Origin of the sequence: Candidatus Pristimantibacillus lignocellulolyticus, assembly GCA_023639215.1 — a bacterium.
GTDB classification, from domain to species: Bacteria; Bacillota; Bacilli; order Paenibacillales; family Paenibacillaceae; genus Pristimantibacillus; species Pristimantibacillus lignocellulolyticus.
Genome location: CP097899.1, coordinates 999229 through 1024247, shown reverse-complemented (window position 1 = coordinate 1024247; position 25019 = coordinate 999229). Strand labels below are relative to the sequence as shown.

The 25019-nt window shown below is 38.1% G+C and carries 16 protein-coding genes; 12 read left to right on the top strand and 4 right to left on the bottom strand.

What is annotated here, in order from left to right:
• Positions 1–5: 5 nt before the first annotated feature.
• Genes NAG76_04105 through NAG76_04090 form a run of 4 tightly spaced genes read left to right on the top strand, consistent with a single transcriptional unit; the run spans position 6 to position 4086 of the window.
• Entirely contained in the window at positions 6–1787 is a 1782-nt protein-coding gene (locus NAG76_04105) for a hypothetical protein (protein URN95451.1), read from the top strand.
• Positions 1788–1805: 18 nt separating this feature from the next.
• A complete protein-coding gene (locus tag NAG76_04100; protein ID URN95450.1) occupies positions 1806–1997 on the top strand; it encodes a hypothetical protein in 192 nt (63 codons plus the stop codon).
• Entirely contained in the window at positions 1994–2530 is a 537-nt protein-coding gene (locus NAG76_04095) for a hypothetical protein (GenBank protein URN95449.1), read from the top strand. Before NAG76_04100 ends, NAG76_04095 begins: the two co-directional genes overlap by 4 nt.
• A complete protein-coding gene (locus NAG76_04090; GenBank protein URN95448.1) occupies positions 2530–4086 on the top strand; it encodes an AAA family ATPase in 1557 nt (518 codons plus the stop codon). Before NAG76_04095 ends, NAG76_04090 begins: the two co-directional genes overlap by 1 nt.
• A gap of 103 nt (positions 4087–4189) precedes the next feature.
• Here NAG76_04090 and NAG76_04085 read toward each other — a convergent pair whose 3' ends face one another.
• The 3 genes from NAG76_04085 to NAG76_04075 all read right to left on the bottom strand — a co-directional run bounded on the left by NAG76_04085 (position 4190) and on the right by NAG76_04075 (position 9410).
• A complete protein-coding gene (locus NAG76_04085; GenBank protein ID URN95447.1) occupies positions 4190–5878 on the bottom strand; it encodes an ABC transporter substrate-binding protein in 1689 nt (562 codons plus the stop codon).
• Positions 5879–5986: 108 nt separating this feature from the next.
• Positions 5987–7594, bottom strand: coding sequence for a response regulator (locus tag NAG76_04080; protein URN95446.1), 1608 nt, complete (start codon positions 7592–7594; stop codon positions 5987–5989).
• 1 nt (position 7595) lies between these two features.
• Positions 7596–9410, bottom strand: a complete 1815-nt coding sequence (locus NAG76_04075; protein ID URN95445.1) for a histidine kinase — start codon at positions 9408–9410, stop codon at positions 7596–7598.
• A gap of 172 nt (positions 9411–9582) precedes the next feature.
• Here NAG76_04075 and NAG76_04070 point away from each other — a divergent pair, with 172 nt between their 5' ends.
• Together NAG76_04070 and NAG76_04065 are read left to right on the top strand one after the other, a co-directional pair.
• Positions 9583–10503, top strand: a complete 921-nt coding sequence (locus NAG76_04070; protein ID URN96759.1) for an ABC transporter permease subunit — start codon at positions 9583–9585, stop codon at positions 10501–10503.
• Between the two features lie 42 nt (positions 10504–10545).
• Positions 10546–11418, top strand: coding sequence for a carbohydrate ABC transporter permease (locus NAG76_04065; GenBank protein URN95444.1), 873 nt, complete (start codon positions 10546–10548; stop codon positions 11416–11418).
• Positions 11419–11779: 361 nt separating this feature from the next.
• Here NAG76_04065 and bglX read toward each other — a convergent pair whose 3' ends face one another.
• Positions 11780–13912 carry a beta-glucosidase BglX gene (gene bglX / locus NAG76_04060; protein ID URN96758.1) on the bottom strand — a complete coding sequence of 711 codons (2133 nt, stop codon included), beginning with the start codon at positions 13910–13912 and terminating at the stop codon, positions 11780–11782.
• Positions 13913–14193: 281 nt separating this feature from the next.
• On the opposite strand from bglX, the gene NAG76_04055 reads away from it, so the two are divergent.
• The 6 genes from NAG76_04055 (at position 14194) to NAG76_04030 (ending at position 25002) form a co-directional block, all read left to right on the top strand.
• Positions 14194–15165 carry a LacI family transcriptional regulator gene (locus NAG76_04055; GenBank protein URN95443.1) on the top strand — a complete coding sequence of 324 codons (972 nt, stop codon included), beginning with the start codon at positions 14194–14196 and terminating at the stop codon, positions 15163–15165.
• A gap of 184 nt (positions 15166–15349) precedes the next feature.
• Positions 15350–16714, top strand: coding sequence for a sodium-dependent transporter (locus tag NAG76_04050; protein URN95442.1), 1365 nt, complete (start codon positions 15350–15352; stop codon positions 16712–16714).
• Between the two features lie 259 nt (positions 16715–16973).
• A complete protein-coding gene (locus NAG76_04045; GenBank protein URN95441.1) occupies positions 16974–17684 on the top strand; it encodes a queuosine precursor transporter in 711 nt (236 codons plus the stop codon).
• A 461-nt stretch (positions 17685–18145) separates the two neighbouring features.
• Positions 18146–19516 (top strand): MFS transporter, encoded by a 1371-nt coding sequence (locus NAG76_04040; protein ID URN95440.1) that lies wholly within the window; start codon positions 18146–18148, stop codon positions 19514–19516.
• A gap of 46 nt (positions 19517–19562) precedes the next feature.
• Positions 19563–21011, top strand: coding sequence for a DHA2 family efflux MFS transporter permease subunit (locus NAG76_04035; protein URN95439.1), 1449 nt, complete (start codon positions 19563–19565; stop codon positions 21009–21011).
• 463 nt (positions 21012–21474) lie between these two features.
• Positions 21475–25002: a family 10 glycosylhydrolase gene (locus tag NAG76_04030; protein URN95438.1), complete on the top strand. Its 3528-nt coding sequence runs from the start codon at positions 21475–21477 to the stop codon at positions 25000–25002.
• Positions 25003–25019 lie beyond the last annotated feature (17 nt).

The window sequence follows — 25019 nt, the reverse complement described above, 5'->3', positions numbered from 1 at the left end:
CTGCGATGGCAAATCAAGCGATATCTACTGCTAATCTGTCAAGGATAGAAAAATCACTAAGTAGTATCGATCAAAAGATAGATGTTGCGTTGTCAACAACTCAATCTATAGCTAATGCTAATCTATTAAATATAGAGAACTCAATAAGCAATATCAATCACAACATTGAAGTTGTATATAACGAAGTTGAACAAGCGAATACTAGGATTGATGCTACACAGGATAGTATTCGACAATTAGCCCAAGAATTTAGGGAATATGTAAGACAAGATCAATTACAGAAAAATGTACAGTTAGCAGAAACAAGACTAGTAAAAGTAAGACAAGAAATAGAAAAAAAATATGGTCATTATGATGAGGTACGTCGTAGAGCACTTGGTATACTGCAAGCAGTAGATATTAGTTTAGTTAGAAAAGAAACAATTGAGAGCGCCTCTGAGGAGCAATTAATAGCTGCACCATCTTATTGGCTAGCGCCATGTTTAATAGCATTGTCTGCATGGATTAATGACAATAAAGCATTGGCTGAGAAATCAGTGTTAGAAGCCTTAAGAAGAGATGATGAAAAAGCTTCTCTATTTTTCGCATTGGTTGCTCGTAGAGGTGGCAGGTATTTATCTGGGAAATTATGGCTAGAAAGATATTTGAGTCAACAAGATCCCAATGAATTAAAGAGAGAAATTGTTGTGTTGATTGATGCATTCTCTAATGGAGTATTTGGTGTAGATGCTCGTGCGAAATGCGGAACTATTATTCAGAAATGGATAGAAGAACTATCACAGAAAGCTGGATTTGTTGAGGAACAGCGAGATCAGTGGATAACCGCTTTACGTGCTAAGCAGCAAGGATTACATAGTAACGAGTATCAGCATTTAGCTCAATATAGCCCTACATGGTCGGCATTGAAAGCTAGTATGGAAGGTGCAAAATTACATAATATTATTTTTGATTATTTCAATGCTATTTTTAGTAAAGAAGTGAATCCATCTGTTAGTTTAGTATCTGCAGTTGATGCATTATTAGAAGGATTAGTTAGTGAATACGATGAAGAAGAGCAACCATTAAAGAAAGAAGAGCGCCTATCTGAGTTAATTGTTAATCAAGACGGTGATAAGAATAAGGCACAACATTTATTTGATCAAGAAAAATTGTTTAATGAACGTGTTAACTTCACTCAATTATTAACAAATTTTGCGATGTATCCTGAAAAGTCAAATGCATCTATTGCAACTCAAAAGTTAGCTATTGCCTTATCAAAAGAGTGGATTAATCATGCACATCAAGATCTTACAGCTGAAAATAGAAGCCAAGTTCCATTAGATGTTGCTATTCAAATCGATAAATGGACAGGTACGACAAGAGATGGTAGTAATGAAGAAGAACTAGAACAGCAATTGAAAAGTCATATTGACTCAGAGAAAGATCATGCACTTCGTAATATTAAGCTTGGATTTGGTCCATGGTTCTTACTTAGCGCGGGTATTGGATTAGCGATATTTGCAATTTCTATGCCCTTTTTATTTATCTTTGCCGCATTGTTTATTTTAGTGTTCTTTGCAAATATACATGACTTAAATAAACAAAAGAATGCTATCCATGCATTATATTCTAGTATGTTCGATAATCACAAAACAATTTTACTTGCTGTTTTAAGTGATGTTGTTGACTATCGCCGTGAATATAGCAAAGAAGATGCTAACTCTGAATATGTTGAGCATTTACTAGAGAACGTTTCTCCGGAACATTATATATATTCTACATACGATTTAAATCGAAAGGTACTATAGTTTTTAGGAGGAAAAGTAATGAACAGAGTAAGACCGATTATTGGTACGGTTAGCAGTGAGCAGATAGCTCAAAGAGAGAAGGAACTAGAGCAAAAGATAGAAACCATACAACAACAATTGATAAACGAATCATTAGCACAAAATTTTCCTGCATGGGATCTTAATCCTCCAGCTATTTTAGTTAGACGAAAAGGAAAGAAATTTATATGATTCCTCCTAAACATTATTCAGATTGGATGGAATATTATGATTTGTTAAAGGATGAACGTGAAGAATTTTATCGTATTGTCGAAGTATTAGAAAAGGGCACACTGGAATGGACACCTGGTGTTGCTGAAAAAATAATTAATGAGACTTTTAAGGTGATAGAGTACAAGCTAAAGCAGATTACCCAGGCTTTCCATACAGAGTTAAATAACGCTAATGGTGAAGAACATTATACAGTCGCTGCAATTATGAATGCGAAAAATAAATTTAATGGTGTAAAGAGAATAGGTGCATTGTCTGTATTTCCACAGGATGTATCGAAGACGCTACTAGAAGTTGTAAATAAATACGTAGATGATTCTCAACAATCTTTAATTGCTAGTGCGAAAGAGGATCGAACGGGATATTTTTCATCCATTGTAAAGCATAATAAATTAACAGATTCATCATTAGTAGGAGATAAAGAACTAGCGAATCAAAATGATTCGTCCTCTCAAACTCCTAACTTTAAACCAGGCAGAAGGGTGTTGTTCTAATGGGAGACTTTCAATCTTGTTTGCAAACGATGGAGCAATATTTAAAGGCTAGAATTCCTTTTATTTCGATTCGTACATCAGAGCGTTCTAGAGCATTAGCTTTAATTGCTCAATTATCACATAAATTAAATTTAGGAATTGGTTATCATACGCTGTCTCAAGGTATGAGAGATATAAGCACTAATAGATTACTTAATGAAGATCGTTCAGTAATCGGGGGATTAGACTTTGCAACACAAAAAATAGGTCAATTACAAAATCAAACGTATGTATTTACTGAAGTACAAGAAATTGAAGACGATACACGAATGTCTAGACAATTGCAGGATATCGTAATGCTATGCACCGAAACAGGGGGATCAATAGTCGTCATTACCAATAACCCTATATGGAGTTCCCTGCAACGATTAGGTATGTCACTAACATTGTCTCAGCCAAATGAAGATGAGATGCTAGCAATAATTAAAGAGCAGATTTCACCATATCGGAGTGAAATGTATATTGAATGGGGCGATGCAGAAGAACGTCAAGCTGCTGCAATATTAGCGGGAATAAGTCAGATTGAAGCAGAAAATGTAATTGCTACCCTTCTTGCAAATGGAACTATTCGCAAAGATAATTTGAAAGATCTTATGTATGCTAAGGATCGGATTTTTTCAGATATATCTGGTATTGAACGTGTGATTGTGAAAGAGGATTATCAGATTGGTGGGCTAGATGGCTTAAAATTATGGTTAGAAGCTAATCAAAAACTTCTTACTGCCGATCTTCGCGAGCGTGGAATTCGTCCACCACGTGGACTTTTACTTGTGGGGGTACCTGGTTGCGGGAAATCACTCTCGGCTAAAGCGATAGCGTCATTATGGCAATTGCCGCTTTACCGTTTAGATTTATCGACGATACATGGTCAGTATTTGGGACAAAGTGAAAGTAGACTTAAAGAAGCATTGTCAACGGCGGATCACGTTTCACCATGTGTATTATGGATTGATGAGATTGAGAAAGGTTTGGCTGGCGCAATTGGCGGTGGTGATGGTGGAACTTCAACCCGCTTAGTTGGACAATTTTTATATTGGCTTCAAGAGAGTATGGCTCGTGTTTTTGTTGTTGCAACTGCTAATGACGTTTCGAAATTACCTCCTGAATTGTTAAGACGTGGACGATTTGATGAATTATTTTTCTTAGATTTGCCTACTGCGGAAGAACGCGAAGAAATTATTAAAATCTATGTGAAGCGTGGATTGAAGCAAGAATTATCAGCTGAATTATTACAACAGTTAGTCAAGTTGTCTGAAGGATTTGCAGGGGCGGATATTGAGGCTGCTGTAAGAGATGTAGTCAAGCAAGCTTATGTAAAGGGTGATGAGTCTATCACGGAAGATACATTTATTAATCTCTTTGCTAATGTGGTTCCGTTATCTCAAACTAGTCCAGAGCAGATTGAATCGATTAGAAATTGGGGTAAAGAGCGTGCAGTTCCTGCGGGTAAGGCAAATTCGGATGTATCCATACAACACAATGTAAATCGAATTGGTGGAAGAAAAGTTATAGTATAAAATATTAAAACAACCGCAATCAGTACCTAGAAGGTAATGATTGCGGTTGTTTTTTAATGCTATTAGTTATTTAGTTGTACATTCAATGCGAAGTCTTTTTTTATTATTGTGATACAGATTGGAACCATTCATTAACTTCTTTCGTAACTTGCTCTCCGCCATTTTCCATCCATTTTGCAACGAACTCATCAAAGGCATCGACAGGCAATTTACCATAAATAATTTTGTTGAAAGTCTCTAACTCAGATTGACGTAACAGATTCCATTTCTCAATCATTGTTGGAGTTGCAGCACCTGTAAAGTAGTTTTGTTTACGAATGTCTATTTGTGACATTACAACTTTAGCAGCATACCAGTTTTCAGGTTTACGGAATTGAGCTTGTTGCTTCTCATAAGGCGTTTCAGCCGGTTCACCGTTTGCTAGTTTAACTAATGAAGACATATACAGGTTTGGAATACGTGCAGGACCTGTAATGAATGGGAACTTGTCAAAGAAATCTGGAATTTTTTCTTTATCTTTAGTAGGTTCGCCATCTACGATATCCCAATCATAACCTTGAGCAAAACCATGCTCATAAGGACTACCAACAGCTGGATCAGCTAGGTTATCAAGTAGATAGTTGTAATATAGAATGATAGCTTCTGGATGTTTTGCATCTTTGTTAATCATAAAGCTACTATTAACGCCTGAATTTTGCCATTTCGTCCCGATTAAACCATCTGGACCTGCAGGTACAGGGTAAGCTTTGTATACTGAACCTGGTACGTTATTAATTAAATCACCAGCCGGCCAGTCAGGTACCCAGTTTGCACCTGGCAAGATACCAGCATTTCCTTTTGTCCAAATCTCAGCAGATTTACCTTCATCCCATAGTGCAGCATCGGGGTGAATATAACCTTTTTCCATCCACTCTTGTAATTTAGCTAGAGCTTGCTTAACGCCCGGATTTACAGAACCGTACTCCAGGTTTCCATCTGCAGTTTTATTCCATTGTTCTTGTACAGAGCCGTATGCACCGAATAACCAGTCAAGTCCGCCCATCCAAGTATTTGTATTGTTTTTCAATGAGATAGCAAGTGGGTATACATCTTTTGCAGCTAATCCATCAGGATTTTCATTTTTGAATTTATCCATAATGATTTCTAAATCTGCGATTGTTTTTGGTTCTTGAAGGTTTAGTTTAGTCATCCAATCTTCACGAAGCCATAGAAGTGTATCATCGTTGTCTGTATATTCCAAAATCGGAAGGTTCCACTTTTTACCGTCCTTTGTAAACGGATACCATAACTCAGGATTCTGCTCGGCATGACCCTTCCAAGTATCATTGGCATATTTCTCGAATAATTCATCGATTGGCATGAACTGTCCAGAATCAATAAGCTGATCTGTTAGTACGGAATCAGTAGGTACCTGTACGAAATCAGGTAGTTTTTCACCTGAAGTAAGTGCAAGTTGAAGTTGTTGCTTATACTGATCGGAACCAGCTGGGTACCATGTATCTTTATGTTTCATACCTAAAGTCTCTAACATCCAACGGTCATGAACATTATTATCTTTTGTTTCACCTTTAGTGTATTCAATTGGCATAATGATCGTACTAATTTCAATCGGTGGATCGTATTTACCTTTTTCGAAAGCAAGATCAGCTTCTGATTTTGTAGCTGAATCTGTTACTCCTGAATTGTTGTTACTCGGTGTAGCCGTATTACCTGGCTCAGTAGTTTTACCACAAGCTGATACAATTAGCATTAGCGCAATAAGTGGCAACCATAGTTTCTGTAGTTTTTTCATTTCGAATATCCCCCTGTTGAATAAGATGATTTCTAGTGTAACTGTAACAATTGTGCTAGGAGGTCATCTATATGATTTTTTCAGTTTTCATAGGATTTTGTTATGTTGTTAATGTTCTTCTCTAAATTCTTGCGGTGTTTTGCCAAATTGTCGCTTAAATACTTTGATAAAATAGGCTGGATCCAAATATCCTATCTCTGCACTAATCTCATATACTTTTTTATCTGTTGTCTTCAACTTGTGGCATGCAGTCTCCATTCGCAGTCTAGATACGAACTCACTTACGCCTTCTCCAGTTTCGTATTTATACAACTTAGAAAGATGAGTTGGATGGAGATTTACATGATCAGCTAGTGCTCGTAGCGAAACATCATGATGTAAGTTCATCTCAACAAACTTTTGCGTTTTTTTGACGTAGATAGAGCGAATATCTTTAACATCGTCGGATGCTTTCTCTTGTAATTTACTTAGTGAGTCGAAAGACCAGTTGCGAAGCTTACTGATCGAGTTGAATATTTCTCCAGATTGCAAAAGTTCAAAATCTTTACCCAATAATCCTTCTAGCGTATGACCATTACGATGACAATAATGGGTAAAGGACGAAGCGATAATATAGCCAGCTTCTAGACAATGCTCCCAGGAATCTGCCCATTTTGCATCTAACTCAGAAAATACTTGTTTTAATTTATCCTCTGCTGACTCCCAGCGTCCCGCTTCTAATAAGTTTTTCAACAAGGGAGGAGCATGGATGACGTCTAGAACACCACTAGATGTATGTTGATGTAAGTCACTTGCCCGCATTACAAAATCTTTTTCATCACCGACAATTTGTCTAAAGTAAGCTAGTGCATGAGTATATTTATCTGATAATTGTTCAGGGAATAGGAAGGGATCTGTCATGACGATAGACAGAGAACCTTTTAAAAACTGTTTTACCTTTGATTGAAGTTGCATTGCTAATTTTTCTATATTTATTTCTTTCCCATCGTGTTGATATTCAATCTTAAATTGAATCAATATCGCTAGATATCCATGTTCTTCTTTTACTCCCCATACATTTGCAAATTCGGACAATATTTCTTCTGCAATATTAAAAATAGCGTACTCTAATAGATGTTGCCCGTTATTACGATACTGTCCGAACTCTTCTTCCATGCGGACAAGCATTAGTATGCTGTTATCGAAGCGGAAGGGCAAGTTATAGCTTTCTAGCTTTCGTTCCCATTCTTCGTTAGAAATTCGCTCTCCACGCAATGCACTTTGCAAACATTGACCTTGTAAACGTGGAAGGTTTTCTCTCAGTATTTTTTCCATCCGTTCATAGGAGTTTACGTTTCCCCATTCTATATGAAGCTGATCTATCGCAGATTTCACTGCTCCAAGCAAGTCATTGTCGGTTGGTGGTTTCAGTAAATAATCTACTGCTTGATTTTGCAATGCTACTTTCGTATATTCAAAATCGGAATATCCCGATAAAATAATGCATTTAATCTTATTGTCGCGCGCTCTTATTTTCTCGATAAGCTCTAGTCCTGTCATCTCAGGCATCAGGACGTCTGAAATAACGATATCTATTGGATAAGTATCGATAATTTGTAATGCCTCTTGTGCAGAGTAAGCTTTATGAACGACTTCAATGCCTAGTGTATGCCATGGTTTATTCATAGATAAGTTGTCTACCCAGTGAGCTTCGTCATCGACGATGATCATTTGCATGTTATTGTTCTCCTTTTTGGTAGGATTGTTGAGGTTGATCAACGATAGGAGGAAGTTCCCAAGTCATTTCCGTCCTAAATCCCCCAATATCTGATTTTGAGAATAGTAGTTGTGAGCTTTCGCCAAATTGATGGATAAGCCTTTGATTGGTATTCCAGAAGCCATATCCGGTCTTATCCTGTAACGGTTGTTTCATGGATCGATTGAGTTGCATATATTGCTCTTCTGTCATACCGGGCCCATCGTCATCTACATAAAGCTTGCAATAGCCTTCTGACATTACACCTTTTATGCGAATTTCACCTGAAGAATATGTTTTACCAACCCCGTGAATAACTGCATTCTCTACGATCGGCTGAAGCATCAGACGAGGGATCTGCCCCCTGAGCATTTCCTCTGGAATATCAATATGATAATGAATTCTGCCATTACGCAGCTTCTGAATATCTAAATAATTAATAATAAGTTGAACTTCCTCATGCAAAGATGCTGTTGGACGTTCCAAACGTGTCATATACCGATAATAAGCACTTAAATTATGTCCCATGGAAACGACGGCTTCTTCATCCTTTAATTGAGCCATATTAATCATATACCCAATACAGTTGTATAAGAAGTGAGGATTAATTTGTGCTTGCAGTTGTTTTAAGGTCGCTTCTCTAGCTCTTAACTTCTCGTCCAATACATTGTCGATTAGCTCTTGAATTTGTTGTGACATATCATTGAAACGATAAAATAGGAAAGCAAATTCGTTATTGACGTTAGAACTGATCCGCACAGAAAAATCTCCGCGTTGTACACGTTGCAGCCCATGAATAAGTTTGCGAATTGGACTCTGAATATTTCGATAGAGTAGAACAGACAAAGATATACCAACAATCAAGATCAACCCCATCGCAAAGTAGAACAAATTTCGGCTAAATGATATCGGTCCTAATATTTGATCAAGCGGTACAATATCTACTAGAAGCCAGCCGAGTGATGAAGACTCCACAGCACTGATCAAGTATGACTGCTTATCCAATACAACAACTTCTTGCATAGAACTTTCCAAAGTTTGTTTATCTAGAAACTGGACAAGCTTATTAATTAGTTCGGGATCAGCACTACGGTTAAGAATCGGTGCTTCTCCTTTAACATAGAAGATTGGATCTCCTTGTCCACCTTCTTTATAGGTGTCTAAAATATTTTGAATATTCTCAGGGTAAAAGCTAGATTTGATAACGAGATTACTCTTGTCAAGCGCATCATTTTCACCAAAAGAATCGCTATAAAACAAATGAAAAGCTTTTTTAACATTTTTATCTAGCTCTTGACCGTCTCCGTAGATCCACCTACCTGTAATATTTCTTTTTAAGTACTCTTCATCGTAGTTTACCATCGTACTTGTATTAGAAATTCCTTCTTTGTTCAATTCTGAATAGACAGTGAATTCTACCGGCCATATATTCATAACTCCTGATTGCAACACCATCTTTTCTTGAATCGCATATCTCGTCTGCATTCGATCATAACGATCATCCCATAAGTTAATACCATTAAATTTACGAACGTTAGGATCACGTGAAAACGTTGTCATAAAATCCATTGTTTGACTTATTCGTGATTCGATCTGACTAGAGAGAAAGGAAAGCTGTTTAATGTTTGAAGCTTTAAGTTCCTTTACAATGGCATTTGATGATATCCCATTAGAATAGGTAAACAAGATAATGACAGGAATAAATAAAATGATAATAAGTGCATTCGTCTTCGCAAACAAACTCATATTAGAACCAAAGATTTTCTTAAATATGTTTATGTCTCTGCCTGATCTCAATGGTCATCCCCCCGATAAGTACATAACAAAACACTATCAATCCTAATAATGTCTTATAGTTTGTTAAACTTGCTTGTTGATATTATATATAACAGGGCTAAGCCTTATATACAAATTAAATTTTATAGAAAGGGAGAAAACTATGAACCGAATGACTACAACCGATCCCAACATGAAAGTAAACAGAATAGCTGTTAAGCGTAGAGGATATCGAGTGCCATGGGTACTGCATTTTATGGTGCTACCAGCGGTACTGGTTGCTTTTGTTTTTTCTTATTTACCAATGTCAGGTATTGCTATGGCTTTTCAGGACTATAAGGCGGCATTAGGAATCACAGGTTCTCCGTTCGTCGGACTGAAGCATTTCCGATATATGTTTGAAAATGATTACTTTATAAAAATTACATGGAATACAGTATTGTTCGCATGTTCCAAAATTGTTCTGAATCTAATCATTCCATTTGGCTTTGCTTTACTTCTCAACGAAGTTCGAAATATGGGAATCAAGAGATCGGTACAGACACTTGTCTACCTACCACACTTTCTATCGTGGGTTACTCTTGGAGGTATATTGATCGATTTGTTAGCGCAAACGGGCATTATCAATTCGTTTATAACGAACATATTTGGTATAAAACCGATATTTTTCTTAGGTGATGGCACATGGTTTAGGCTTACCATTATTTTCAGTGATGTTTGGAAAGAATTTGGTTTCAATACGATTATTTTCCTTGCTGCACTTTCTGGAATTAATCCAGCTCAATATGAAGCAGCTGAAGTTGACGGCGCAAGTCGCCTGAAACAAACGATGTATATTACGATTCCGTCACTAATTCCAATACTTATCGTTGTTGCGACGTTGGCACTTGGTAACGTACTGAATGCAAACTTTGACCAAGTATTTAACTTATACAGTCCGATGATCTACCAACAAGGTGACATTATTGATACATTCGTCTATCGAGAAGGTTTACTAAGCGGTCAATTTAGCTTTGCAACGGCTGTCAGCTTATTCAAATCGTTAATTAGCTTAGTGTTAATTATCGTCTCATATCGTCTTGCTTATCGATATGCTGGATATCGAATCTTCTAACTCGAATGGATGTAATAAGCTAACATGAAAGGATGAATGCTCGTGTATCATAAAACGTTGCCTTATCGCATATTTACAGTGTTCAACTATATATTTCTAATTACTATTTCAATAGGCTGTATGTTGCCGTTATATCATTTGCTAATGGTATCTTTCAGTGATACTTCAGCCGCTAATGCAGGGCTCGTAACATTTTGGCCCATAGACTTTACGATTGAAGCGTACGAAAAAACATTTGCTAATGAAAATTTCCTTACATCGCTTGGGGTATCCATTAAGCGTACGGTGCTTGGAACAGCGTTAGCTTTAGCAGTGAACGCTGTTGCTGCCTATGCTTTATCGAAAGACAATCGTGTATTTCGCGGTAGAAATGTATACCTTTGGTATTTTGTAATTACAATGTTGTTTAATGCTGGACTGGTTCCAGGCTATATTCTTATTCAAAAGCTTGGTTTACTTAATAATCTGCTAGCATTAATTCTACCTGGGCTTGTTGCAGTCTATAATGTTATATTACTTCTCAATTTCTTCCGTGCTGTACCGAAAGAATTAGAGGAAGCTACCTTTATAGATGGTGCAGGACATTTCAGAACCTTTATTGCGATCTATCTACCTCTTTCTCTGCCTGCACTTGCAACAATCGGTTTATTCACGATGGTAGGACATTGGAATGCCTATTTCGATGGTTTGATCTATATGAAGGGAGTAGAAAACCTTCCGCTTGCTAGCTTTATGCAAACACTAATTGTCCAAGGTAGTACTACAGGATTTGATCAAGCAGTCATTGCTAACATGTCGCAACGTACACTGCGCGCATCTCAAATCTTTATATCAGCATTACCAATTCTAATCATTTATCCGTTTCTACAGCGGTTCTTTGTTAAAGGTATTGTCATAGGTGCAGTGAAAGAGTAGAGCAAACTTAAGGAAGTCCGGTACAATAGTACCGGACTTCCTTATTTTCTTTTCATAATTATCTTGGTTAGTATAGTCAACGTTAGCAAACACAGTGACCACAAGCAATGGAACGAAACCTAGTAACGTGTACGGTGAGCGTACACCAGCGGTCAAATGCACGAAACTTTCGATAGAGGTTCAAAAAGAGGGCTTTCAGAACCGAGAAGATGGAACGCTACTTGAGGAAGGCGGAAGCGCAAGTGTACATGATTACGTACACGCGAACCGTACTTCCCAAGTTCGCTTCATATTCGATGTCGACTAATCTACGTTAGCAAACACATCGTTATCAAAGTCCGCTTTTTGAACTACACATTACCTATTTTACTAAGTTGAACTTAAGTTCTGTATTAACACTACTGCTTGGACCGATGAATGCTACGAAAGCACCTGCATCGCTTTCATGAGTAAGATCAGAATGATAATATCTAAGCTGTTGCTCCGTAATGATAAATTCAACTTCTTCTCTCTTACCTGGCTGAAGCTCAACTTTACGGAAATCTTTCAATTCTTTAACCGGACGTACGACTTCTCCTGACATATCTCTCACATATAGCTGAACAGTTTCAATACCAGTAACGCTTCCTGTATTACTTACTGTAATCGAAAGTTTAATAGGCTCTGACTCAGTCATTGTAGTAGCAGATAGTTGTGCTTCGCTATATTCAAACTCGGAATAACTTAGACCGAAGCCGAAAGGAAGTAATGGCTCGTTTGGAATATCTAAAAACTGTGATACATAACGAACTTGGGCATCTGGAGCACCTTGAGGACGTCCTGTATTGTATGCATTGTAATAGACAGGTACTTGACCAACGCTATAAGGGAAGGACATTGTTAATCTGCCACTCGGATTTTCGTCTCCGAACAACAAGTCAGCAACAGCATGACCTGCTTGTGAGCCTGGATACCATGCCTCCAAAATAGCATCAACTTCTTCGTATACACCATGTAGATCTAGCGGACGACCATTGAATAGAACAACGACCATCGGTTTGCCAAGAGACTTCAACTTCTGAATAAGTTCAAGTTGCACCTTAGGCAACTGAATGTTGGATCTGCTTGCTGCCTCACCATTCATATCTGAATGCTCACCGAGCGCTAACACAATCGTATCGGCATCATGAGCTGCTGTGAGCGCATCTTGCCACTGTTGCTCAGTTGCTGTTTCGATTCCACAACCTTCAGCAATAGATAGCGTTACATTGCCGCTTAGCTTCGTCTTGATTCCTTCTGCAAGTGTAATAGCATCGTCCTTAGAACCTGTCCAAGACCAAGGTCCAAGCACATCACCGCTATTAGCAAAAGGTCCGATTAGTGCGATTTTTCGATCAGATGTAAGTGGTAATATTCCTTCGTTTTTCAATAGAACACAGGACTTCACCGCCAAGTTACGAGCGACTTTCAAATGATCCTCGCAATATACAACCTCTTGCTCGCGTACTGGATCAGCGGCACGATATGGATTTTCAAATAATCCAAGTTTTTGTTTCAAATTCAAAATACGTAGAACAGCTTCGTCTATTAATGCAACATCTACTTGGTTGCTTTCTACTAACGCTGACAAATGATTAACGTAACAAGAAGTCATCATCTCAATATCGACACCTGCTTTAATCGATTTAAGAGCCGCTTCTGATTCATCAGCAGCGATGCCGTGGGCAATTAATTCTTTGACCGCTCCCCAATCGGAGATTAAGATGCCGTCAAATCCCCATTCCTCGCGAAGTAGCTTACGCATCAGCTTCGAATTTCCAGTCGCAGGAATTCCATCCACTGTATTGAAAGATGTCATAACCATTTCGCAGCCTTCATCTAGCGCTGCTTTGTATGCGGGCAAGTAGAACTCGCGCATTTGTCGATCAGATAAATCAACGGTATTATAGTCACGTCCAGCTTCGGCAGCACCATAAGCAGCAAAGTGCTTCACGCAGGCAGCAACTCTATCAAAGTTGTTCGCAAGATCATCGCTTTGGAAGCCTCTTACGAATGCTCGTGAAAACTGAGCGTTTAAGTAAGGATCTTCACCAGTTGCTTCTACTACACGTCCCCATCTTGGATCGCGGACTAGATCGACCATTGGAGCATAAGTCACATGAACGCCAGATACCGCTGCTTCCTTCGCTGCTATCTCAGCACTTTTCTCTGCAAGTTCCATATCCCATGAGCAACCAATTGCTAGTGGTACAGGGAAAATCGTCTTAAAGCCATGTACGATATCCGCCATCATAAGAAGCGGAATTCCAAGTCGGTTATGGCTTAGATGAGTGCGTTGCACGTTAATAACATCCTGCGCACCTGCCATTCCAAGTACAGAACCGGAATTGTGAACGGTTTCTTCTGTAATGCCAAGTGAATCTATTGGCCCGGTAATTAGACCTTCACCTACCGCACCTTCATAGAAGGGGACAGCCAACTGAATAAGCTGGGCAATCTTTTCATCTAGTGTCATTTGTTCAATAAGTTCTTTTACATTAACTTTATTGTTAGTTTGGTCAGGAAACTGTTGATTCTCGTTCGACATGTGTAAAAAACCTCCCTGAATATCATTATAAATTAGAAATCGAAACGTTTCGATTGCTGATAATATGCATTATAATTGGCAGGAGATAACGCTGTCAATTGCAATATATAGAGGTTTATATGACTAAATTGGTGAGTTGTATCGTTATTTTATTTCTGATAATATAAAAATATAAACGTTTCACCAGTAATGAAAGAGGTGCGAGAATTTTGGCTAGTATTAAAGATATTGCAAAACAGGCAGGAGTCTCGATCTCCACAGTTTCATATGCACTAAATGGCAGTAACAAAGTAACGAAGAAAACCGCAGCAAAAATATTGGCAATAGCTAAAGATTTGAATTACGTGCCCCATGCAGCTGCTCGTTTATTGAAAACTAGAAAATCGAACTTAATTGGTATATTTTTGACCGATTTCAGTGGCAGCTTCTATGGAGATTTGTTACAAGGGATTAAAGATTATTTACAGACAAAAGGTTACGATCTACTCGTATGTAGTGGGTCACAATCACGCAGATTAATTCCCGAGCGAATGATCGATGGAGCCATTATTCTCGATGCAACTTTTTCTACAGAAGAGCTACTGCAATATTCGAATGATGGATATAAAGCCGTCGTATTGGATCGTGAAATGAATCATGCTCATATTAATCAAGTACTGCTCGACAATAAAGCTGGAGCAACACTTGCTTTGGAATATTTAATCGAACAAGGCCATGTCAAAATATATACGGTAACAGGCCCAGAAGGCTCTTATGATGCTAATCAAAGATTACGTGCGGTTCATCAAGTGATAGCTCGTGTTCCGGAAGTTGAACATATCGAGATTTTAGGTGATTTTAGTAAAATAGCGGGGGAAGCTGCGGCAAAGCGCATTGCCCAGGAGTATACAAGACCGGTTGCTGTGTTCTGTCTTAATGATGAGATGGCTATTGGTCTATATGGTTATATTCGCAAGTATACTGATCTTATTATTGGCGAACATATTCATCTCATTGGATTTGATAATATTGAACTATCCCAGTTTGTTCAACCAAGATTAGCAACTATTGATTATTCTATGCATAAATGGGGAGCACTCGCTTCTGAGCAGTTACTCAAAATGTTGTCTGGAGAGCCTGTTGAACCTGAACGAATCTATGTTTCTCTTATTAAAGGAGAGACGGTTAATGCTATGAAGTAATCGAATAACGCTACATAGATGAGCCTATTCTTATAAGAATGGGCTTTTTGTATTGAATGTTTCTTATCTAAAAACTCAACTAATTAATTCCATAGCATATGAGCTAAACAATAGTGTTATAATAGGTAGGGAAATTTTATCATCATGAAGAAAGTTTATCATCAGGAGGAAAGTTGGTCGCATCATGAGTAGCAATTCAAGTGAAAACATAACATCTGGGAAGCAGAAAAAAGAGAGGTTTACCTCTTCTGGATTCATCTTATCTGCTATTGGTAGTTCGATTGGTCTCGGTACGATGTGGAAGTTCCCATACATAACAGGGAAGTATGGCGGAGCAGCCTTTTTCTTGCTTTTCCTCGTCTGCTTAATTATTGTAGGTTTACCGATTTTACTTGCAGAAATGACGATTGGACGTGGCGGAAGAGGGAATGCATCTTCTTCATTATTTAAGTTAACTGGTAAAAAGTATTGGGGATTATTCGGGTTTCTATCCATCATAACTGCTTTTATCATTATGTCCTACTACAGTGTAGTAGCAGGTTGGACGTTAAATTATACCGTTGAATCATTTACCGGACTATTATATGGAGATTCAATAGACTATAAGTTGAAATTTGTAGACTTTGCTGCTGGTTATTGGCCGGTAGTATGGCAGTTTATTGTTATGGCTATTACAGGTTTTGTCATTGTTAAAGGTGTATCGAGTGGAATTGAGAAATTCAATAAAATTATGATTCCAGGATTTTTAATCATATTAATTATCCTTATGATAAGATCGGTTACTTTACCTGGTGCAAGTGAAGGGATTAACTTTTTCTTAAAACCAGATTTTTCAAAGCTTAATGCCGAATCTGTACTTGTAGCGTTGGGACATGCCTTCTATTCCTTATCACTAGGGATGGGTGCAATGATCACTTATGGTGCTTATGTTCAGAAGGAACAATCATTAGGTAAAGCGACACTTGCGATCGGCTCAAGTAACGTACTTTACGCTTTTATAGCGGGTCTTGTTATATTCCCAACAGTGTTCTCTTATGGTCTAGAACCTGGTGAAGGAGTAGGTCTTGCCTTTATGGCATTACCAGCAGCGTTCTCACAAATGTCGTTCGGCTTCTTCTTTGGTGGCTTGTTCTTCCTATTGCTAGCGGTAGCTGCATTAACCTCTGCGGTTTCTATACTAGAGGTTCCTGTCGCTTTTGCGATTGATAAATGGAAATGGTCACGTAAAAAAGCCGCTATTATTATATCTACGCTCTGCTTTCTAGTAGGAGTTCCATCTGCTTTATCCGTTGGTGGTGTACTAGGTGGTTTTACACCTTTTGGTATGTCGATATTTGATACGGTCGACTTTTTATCTTCCTATGTGTTAACACCTATTGGAGGTTTAATCGTAACGATATTTACAGGTTACGTATGGAAGCAAGCAGGAGCAGAGGCAGGACTCAAGGGATGGTGGTTCAAGTTATGGCTGCTAATGTTAAGAGTAGTCGTTCCTATTTCTATTATTTTCGTGTTCCTGTATTCCATTGGAATTATTAAATTTGGCTAGTCAATGAATGCTATACTAGGGCAGTCTTAGAAGGTCGTAAACGACGATTAATTTCTAGGACTGCCCTATTTGTTGTGCAACAAGGGCGATAGATTTGCACAGTAGTTGGAAATTCCCTTCGTTTAATAAAATGTACGATTAACACTTGAAAATATATACAGTTTCTTTCTGTGACAAAATTTGATATCCTTATCTCTGGTCAAAAAATTGGCCCGCGGTTCGTAAACTTCCCGCGTCAACAAAACTAAGGAGGATTTTTGTGTTTAATTTAGGTTGGGGTATTTTATTTATCGCGGTTAATTTTATGTTATTTCTAGCATGTTATCGTTTCTTTGGTAAAACAGGTCTTTATGCATGGATTGCCTTTGCAACGGTTATTGCTAATATTCAAGTGACTAAGACGATTGAACTGTCTATTTTCACTGTCGGTATCATTATGACGTTAGGCAATACGATCTATACAACGATCTCGATGAGTACGGATTTACTTAATGAGAAGTATGGGCCACAAGAGGCAAAGCGTGCCGTATGGTTTGGATTTTTCACGCTTATTACTGCTACGATTATGATGCAAATGGTGCTTAAATTTACGCCACAGGAAACTGATTTTGCCCAGGAATCGTTACAGACGATATTCGGTCTTATGCCGCGTCTTGCTGCAGGTAGCTTGTTAGCCTACTTAACTAGTCAGTTTTTGGATGTAAAAGTGTACGGTTATTTGAGAAAAAGATTTGGTGCTAAAAATCAATTTTGGATTCGTACAAATGTTAGTACCGGAATAAGTCAACTTGTAGATTCTATCGTGTTTTGTACTGTTGCTTTTGTAGGACTATATTCATTGCAAGAATGGCTACAAATTGTTTTTACGACATATATCTTTAAGTTTATTATATCGGTTGTTGCAACTCCCGTTCTGTACTGGGCACGTAGCTTTAAAGTGAACGACCATGCGGAAGGTTCAAGTAAATAATAGTTCGCAAAATGACTGCATTATATCATCATTGTTAAGCTCTTCATTAAATAAGTTTATAAATAGTAACAACCCCATTCAATGTTGAATGGGGTTGTTACTATTTAACTGCATAATATTTCAATTAAACCGGTGCATGGATTATTGAAATATTATGCAAACATATAGCTATATCAATGGAAGAAATGTGCATAGTAAAATATGTTGTTGCTCTTAGTGAGGATACTCACTATAATATGATTATCGTGTATTCAACTTACGGTCACATCATACTAACGGAGGATTTCAAATGACTATTGTAGCGGTAGTACTTCAAGTTTTATTAATATTAGCTCGATAAAATAATCCCTGCTACTATTCTAATGCTCTTGGCTTTAGCTCTTGCAGCATTGCATGGGGCTGCATTTACACAATTATTATAAAAGAAATAGTTAAAATTGAAGAGAAGAGAGGGTACAATTATGACAGAATCATCTTCGCAAAATGCAGATAAGCTACTAAAAGTACTCGTTGTTGCGTTAATATTCTCAGTTATGAACGGGACGATGTTTAATGTAGCACTCCCTGAAATAGGAAAAGAATTTCAACTAGTTCCGTCTCAGGTCAGTTGGATAATGACGAGTTACATGGTATTATACGCGATAGGTTCAATAGTAATGGGTAAATTAGCTGACAAATATAGGTTGAAAGATTTGCTAACATATGGTCTTATTATTTTTGGAATAGGTTCATTAATTGGATTGCTTGCTTCACAATTTTGGGTTATTATTTTAGGGCGAGTTATTCAAGCTGCAGGAGCTTCGGTTCTACCTGCAACGGCGATGATTATCCCGACAAGATACTTTGCACCTGAACAAAGAGGGAGAGCACTTGGAACTTCTGCTATAGGTCTTGCACTAGGAAGTGCGCTAGGTCCAGTTGTAGCAGGCTTGCTCACTAGCTTTGGAAACTGGAGACTTATGTTCGTTCTTTCTCTACTTCCGTTAATAACGCTACCTTTCTTTAGAAAGTATTTAGACAATGTGAAGGGGAACGCAGGAAGTATTGATGTTCTTGGGGGCGGTTTATTAGCAGCTACGGTAGCTATGTTCTTGCTTGCGATTACACAATCGCAACTGATGTTTTTGTTCGGAGGAATAGTAATGCTAGTACTATTCATTATTCGAATTCGGAAAGCTGCTGAACCATTTATTAAACCAAGTTTGTTTCGCAATAAGACCTATTCGATGGGTCTTATGATTGCTTTTATGACGACTGCCATGAGCTTTAGTTTAACTTTTATTACGCCACAATTTCTAGCAACAGTTAATAACTTAACACCTGCCAATATTGGTTTCGTTCTCGTTCCAGCTGCGATTGCTTCGGCAATTTTTGGACGCAAGGGAGGAAAGTTAGCTGATGCTCGTGGTAACTACACACTTGTTTTTATAGCCTCGGTATTAATATTTGCCTCATTCTCACTGCTATCTTCATTCATTGGAGCATCAGCATACATTATTGCAGTAATTCTAATACTAGGTAATGTAGGTCAGACTTTCATGCAAATTGCGATGTCGAACACGATTTCACGCACTTTGGCCAAAGAAGAGACAGGAGTCGGCATGGGATTACTCTCGATGATTAATTTTATCTCGGGTGCGATGGCAATGAGTGTAGTCGGAAAATTGCTAGACAAAGGCTCATCTTCTATAAAGTTCAACCCACTTATAACGAATGATGCTGCCAGTGTTTATAGTAATATTTTTGTCGTAATGGCCATATTGATTATCGTTGTCGTTGTCGTTTACCGTTATCAGTTCGGTAAAAATACATCATTGGTTAAACACGAATAAGAAACAGAAATAAGAAAGCAATTTTATTTACAGTGGAGGATTAATAATGAATAATTCAGCTTCATCTGCCTCTTTGCAATCTCAAGGTATAGCGAATGTGAAGAGGTTACCAATTATGATTTCTTTAATTATTGGTGCGTTTTTCTCAATACTTAATGAAACGTTACTCAGTAATGCCATTCCGCAATTAGTCATTGAATTAAATGTGACTGCTTCGACACTTCAATGGCTCTCAACGGGGTATATGTTAGTTGTAGCTGTACTTATTCCAGCTTCAGCGTTGTTAGTCCAATGGTTTACAACAAGGCAAGTATTTTTAGGAGCAATGACCTTATTTACAATAGGTACTATCGTTTGTGGAATTGCACCTGGGTTCTCTGTACTTCTGATTGGACGTTTATTACAAGCATTAGGTACAGGATTAATGATGCCAGTACTTATGAACACAATACTATTGCTGTATCCTCCAGAAAAGCGCGGAGGAGCAATGGGAACTATCGGGCTTGTTATTATGTTCGCGCCAGCGATTGGACCAACGCTTTCGGGTATTATATTAGACTCATTGGAATGGAGATGGCTATTTTTCATTGTTCTTCCATTTGCTCTCTTCTCCATTATATTCGCTTTCATTTATTTGAAAAATTTATCTCAACCTACGAAACCTAGAGTAGATGTCATTTCTATTCTTTTATCAACCATCGGATTTGGTGGGATTGTATATGGATTTAGTAGTTCCTACAAAGGATGGGATCAGCTAGAAGTGTACGGAATGATTGGTGTAGGGCTAATTGCATTGCTTCTATTCGTCATTCGTCAATTGAAATTGAAGGAGCCATTATTGGATCTTAGAGCATTTAAATTTCCGATGTTTACACTAACTACGATTCTACTCATCATCATGATGATGACAATGTTCTCGACAATGGCGTTACTACCATTCCTATTCCAAGGTGCGCTAGGATTGACGGTTTATGCCTCAGGACTAATTATGTTGCCGGGCAGTCTCTTAAATGGACTCATTTCACCAATTACAGGTAAATTGTTTGATAAATTTGGTCCAAGAGCGCTAATGGTTCCTGGTACTGTAGTATTGGCAATCGTGATGTGGTTCTTTACACAAGTTTCGGCTGATACTTCGAAAACGACATTTATTATTTTGCATATTTGCTTAATGGTAGCGATCTCGATGATTATGATGCCAGCACAAACGAATGGTTTGAATCAACTTCCGCCACGCTATTATCCACATGGTACCGCTATTCTAAATACATTGTCTCAAGTAGCGGGTGCGATAGGCTTTGCATTCTTCATTAGTATTATGTCAGCTGGGCAGAAAAGTTACTTGGCGGAATCAACAGATCCAACTTCTGTTGTTGAACAGATAGGAGCACTAGTTTCTGGTATACACAATGCATTTGTAATCGGATTTGGTTTTGCAATCATTGCAATTATTGTTGCTTTCTTTACGAAGCGTGCTAAGACTTCGGTGGAGTAAGTTAGATTAATAAGTATTGTTATTTACACAAAAAGGTATGCCATGAGGCATACTTTTTTTTATTTTCTCTAAGAATGAGACAGCGAAAGGAGGACCTCAGTTAATTGGGCGGAACTTAACATTGTTAACTATAGGATCATTAGCTAGAAAACTAATTTGTTAAAAGAGTCTAATATACAGATCGAAAAGCTTATTAAGCCGAGCGAAAATTAGGGGTTGTCATCCTAATTTTCACTCGACTTTTACTTGATCTGGTATATACATCGAATTTTTCTAATCAATTTTGTTAAAAGGGATTTACAAAACTTACCGCAATACACTATGATGAACTTGAGGTTGGAATAAAATTCTATAAATAATATTAATATTGATATTTTATTTTGAAATTTATTGTCAAAATTAATATTGTAAGCGCTTTTTTTCAGCCTCGATATCTACATAAGAAGAAGGGAGATTGTGATTAATGAAGCGTTTTAATCGTATGTTTATGGTACTATTAAGCTTTTTGATTGTCTCTTCAAGTTTTTCCGCTTTATCGGGAGTGTCCTATGCAGCGGAGATGCAAGCTAACAGCTCGTCGAGTTTAGTGTTCGAGGATTTTGAGGATATGAGTGATGTATACCTCACGAAAAGTGTTGCTACTGACTATGCAATGCTTGAGCAATCAACTAGGCCTGATCCAGCAGTACATGGTTTATCTGCAGCGAAGTTAACGTATGATTTTACTGGATCGACCGCTACATCCGCAGCCTATCTACGTTTTTATGATAACGATGGCTCTGCTGGACGTACAATTGTTGGCTCTCCTAGTAAAATTGGTTTTTGGGTTTACGGAGCTGGCTTTAAGCACTGGATACGTGCTCAGGTTCAAGATGCAAATAAAACCCAAGCAACAATAGATTTTACGACGACGTCAACTGTAATAGATGGGTGGCAATATGTCAGCGCTAATCTTCCTACAAATTTAACGGGTCCTTATAAATTAAACTTCATCTATTATGTAGAAATTGGTGCTAAAACAAGTGGTACCCTTTATTTTGATCAAATTTCAATGATTTATGGAAATACGACATCGTTAGAATTTCAATGGAGTAATGTGAAACCAATGCATATTGGAGAAATACTTAATGCTCAAATGCTTGAAACTAAAGCAGGCTATAAAATGCCAGCCGCAGTAGCAGCCAATCTAGTTACATTTAGCAGCTCAGATCAATCAGTTGCTGAGGTTGCTGCCGATGGAATGATTACAGCGCTAGCTGCTGGTACAACTACATTAACAGCTTCCTATAATGGTGCAATTTCAACCTATGAATTAACAGTTACGGATGAACAGGTGGAGTCGAACAATCTAGTTATTACTGGACCAAGCACACTAGTTCCATCTGAGGATGGTGCAGTTCATGTATACTCTGTTTTTGATAATAATCAACTTTTTGATGTAACGCAATCAGCTTTTATTACCTCTAATGATGAGGCGATATTAGCTGTAGATGGCAACATACTTCGTGGTATTAGCTATGGTACAGCAACGATTACGGCTACATTGATGACTGAACAATATGGAGAACTAACTGCAAGCTACAGCTTAGAGGTGAAGCCAGGAGAATTGAGATCTATTGCCATTAAGGATGTATTCTCTGCCATTATTGGTGGAGAGGCTCTAAGTGCAAAGGTTATAGGTACGTATCGCATTGAAGGCGAGAAACCAATTACTGAAGGAGTAACATACTCTATTGATAATGCTTCGATTGCTACAATTGATGCCGACACAGGAGTAATTACAGCTTTAACTCCAGGAGTAACAACGGTTCGTGCTAATGTTAATGGACAAACAGCACAACAAACACTAGTAGTAACGAATGATATCAGTAATCCAAAGCATGAGCTTCGTGGAGCTTGGATTTCTACAGTTGAAAATATCGACTGGCCAACTAAAGGAGATGTAGATCCGGCATCTCAGCGCGAAGATTTTATTAAGTTGCTTGATGAATTACAGGCAGCAGGAATTAATGCTATCTTCACTCAAGTACGACCAACAGCTGATTCATTCTTCCCGTCAGAGTATTTCCCATGGTCACATTGGTTAACAGGTAAACAAGGGGTTGCACCAGCGGATAACTATGATCCACTAGCATTTATGATTGAGGAAGCTCATAAACGCAATATGGAGTTCCATGCTTGGGTGAATCCATTCCGCGTTTCTATGAATACTGATATCGAAGCTCTAGTAGAAACTCATCCAGCGCGTCAACATCCAGACTGGATTGTTAATTATGAAGGTAAGTTATACTTTAACCCGGGTATAGAGGAAGCTCGCAATTACATTATTGAAGCGGTCAATGAGATTGTAGTGAACTATAATATTGATGGCATTCATATGGATGACTATTTCTATCCTTATCCATCATCGCAAAGTTTTAATGATGCAGAGCAGTATGGGGATTACACAGCTGCAGGAGGCAATCTTTCATTAAGTGATTGGCGTCGTAATAATGTGAATGAAGTGGTATCAGGCTTACATGACACCATTAAGGAAAGTAAGGATTATGTCAAATTTGGAATTAGTCCATTTGGTATTTGGAAAAATAAATCTAGTGATGCAACTGGATCAGCAACGAATGGTTTAGAGAGCTATTCAGCGATTTATGCAGATACTAGAACATGGATTCAAGAAGGCTGGGTAGATTACATCGCCCCACAAATTTATTGGCATTTTGGTTACAATGCAGCAGCTTATGATGTACTTGTTGATTGGTGGGTTAATGAGGTAAATGAACATGCCAATACACATGACGTACATTTATACATTGGTCATGCAACGTATAAGGTAGGCACTAGTGGTTGGGAGAATGAAGATCAATTGCCTGCACAGCTTCGATACAATCAAGGTAAACAAGGTGCAGTAGATGGAAGTATTTTGTTCAGCTCCAATCACTTCTTAGCAAATCCTTTAGGTATTTTAGATGCAATTAAAGAGACCTATGCACGTCCAGCACTTATTCCAGAGATGTCTTGGTTGGATGGAACAGCACCACAAGTACCTCTCATCAACACAATAAAGAGTGTGAAAACTGGAGTACAGCTAAGCTGGAATATGGCGACTAGTGGAGAGGATGCTGCTTACTATACGATATATCGTGCAGATGGTAATGCTACCCCTAATATTTCTACATCAGAGCACTTGATTGCAACTGTTCGTGCTGTGAATGGTTCACTGCAATCCTTTGTAGATGAGACAGCGGTAGTAGGTGAAACCTATACGTATGCCGTTGCAGCAGTGTCTCGTATTCATGTTGAAAGCGAAGCTAGCGAAAGTAGTACAATATTAGTGGAAACAGTAAATACTCCAACTCCAACACCTAGTCCAGGGGGTGGTGGTTCGACAGAGGAAGGGACTACTGAGGAACCTAAAGAAGAAGGCGGCACAACTGAAGAAGAAGTTGATACCCCAACCTTCAATGATTTAAGTAAAGATCACTGGGCAGCAAAATATATTGAACAGCTGGTTGCCAATAAAATATTTACTGGCTATGCAGACGGCACAATTAAACCGAACGCATTAATGACTCGTGCTGAATATATGACAGTATTATATCGTTTGTATAATAATAAAGTTGTATTAGTAGAAAACAGTACATTTACTGATGTGAAGCAAAATGCTTGGTATAGTGAAGCAATTAATCAACTCACTCACCACGGCTTTGTAGCAGGGTATACCGATGGTAGCTTTAAGCCGAATCATTCCATTACTAGAGAAGAAGCTTTTGTAATGCTATATCGTATGTTTAAGGACAAATTGCCTGCTGCTCAAGCTAACGATGTTGCTTTCGCGGATGATGCAGCTATTGCAGGGTGGGCTCAGGAAGCGGTACAGCATTTAGCTGCGGCAGGTATTGTTGAAGGTGATGGTAGCGGTAAGCTTAATCCAAAACAACCGATTACTCGTGCTGAGATTGCTAAAATCGTATCTTTCTTTTTAGACAAAAAATAGTGTAAAGCTCCAATTCA

Excerpts from the sequence above, each read along its gene's own strand:
- NAG76_04105 (URN95451.1), top strand. The coding sequence starts at position 6 with ATGGCAAATCAAGCGATATCTACTGCTAATCTGTCAAGGATAGAAAAA.
- NAG76_04100 (URN95450.1), top strand. The coding sequence starts at position 1,806 with ATGAACAGAGTAAGACCGATTATTGGTACGGTTAGCAGTGAGCAGATA.
- NAG76_04095 (URN95449.1), top strand. The coding sequence starts at position 1,994 with ATGATTCCTCCTAAACATTATTCAGATTGGATGGAATATTATGATTTG.
- NAG76_04090 (URN95448.1), top strand. The coding sequence starts at position 2,530 with ATGGGAGACTTTCAATCTTGTTTGCAAACGATGGAGCAATATTTAAAG.
- NAG76_04085 (URN95447.1), bottom strand. The coding sequence starts at position 5,878 with ATGAAAAAACTACAGAAACTATGGTTGCCACTTATTGCGCTAATGCTA.
- NAG76_04080 (URN95446.1), bottom strand. The coding sequence starts at position 7,594 with ATGCAAATGATCATCGTCGATGACGAAGCTCACTGGGTAGACAACTTA.
- NAG76_04070 (URN96759.1), top strand. The coding sequence starts at position 9,583 with ATGAAAGTAAACAGAATAGCTGTTAAGCGTAGAGGATATCGAGTGCCA.
- bglX (URN96758.1), bottom strand. The coding sequence starts at position 13,912 with ATGACACTAGATGAAAAGATTGCCCAGCTTATTCAGTTGGCTGTCCCC.
- NAG76_04050 (URN95442.1), top strand. The coding sequence starts at position 15,350 with ATGAGTAGCAATTCAAGTGAAAACATAACATCTGGGAAGCAGAAAAAA.
- NAG76_04040 (URN95440.1), top strand. The coding sequence starts at position 18,146 with ATGACAGAATCATCTTCGCAAAATGCAGATAAGCTACTAAAAGTACTC.
- NAG76_04035 (URN95439.1), top strand. The coding sequence starts at position 19,563 with ATGAATAATTCAGCTTCATCTGCCTCTTTGCAATCTCAAGGTATAGCG.
- NAG76_04030 (URN95438.1), top strand. The coding sequence starts at position 21,475 with ATGAAGCGTTTTAATCGTATGTTTATGGTACTATTAAGCTTTTTGATT.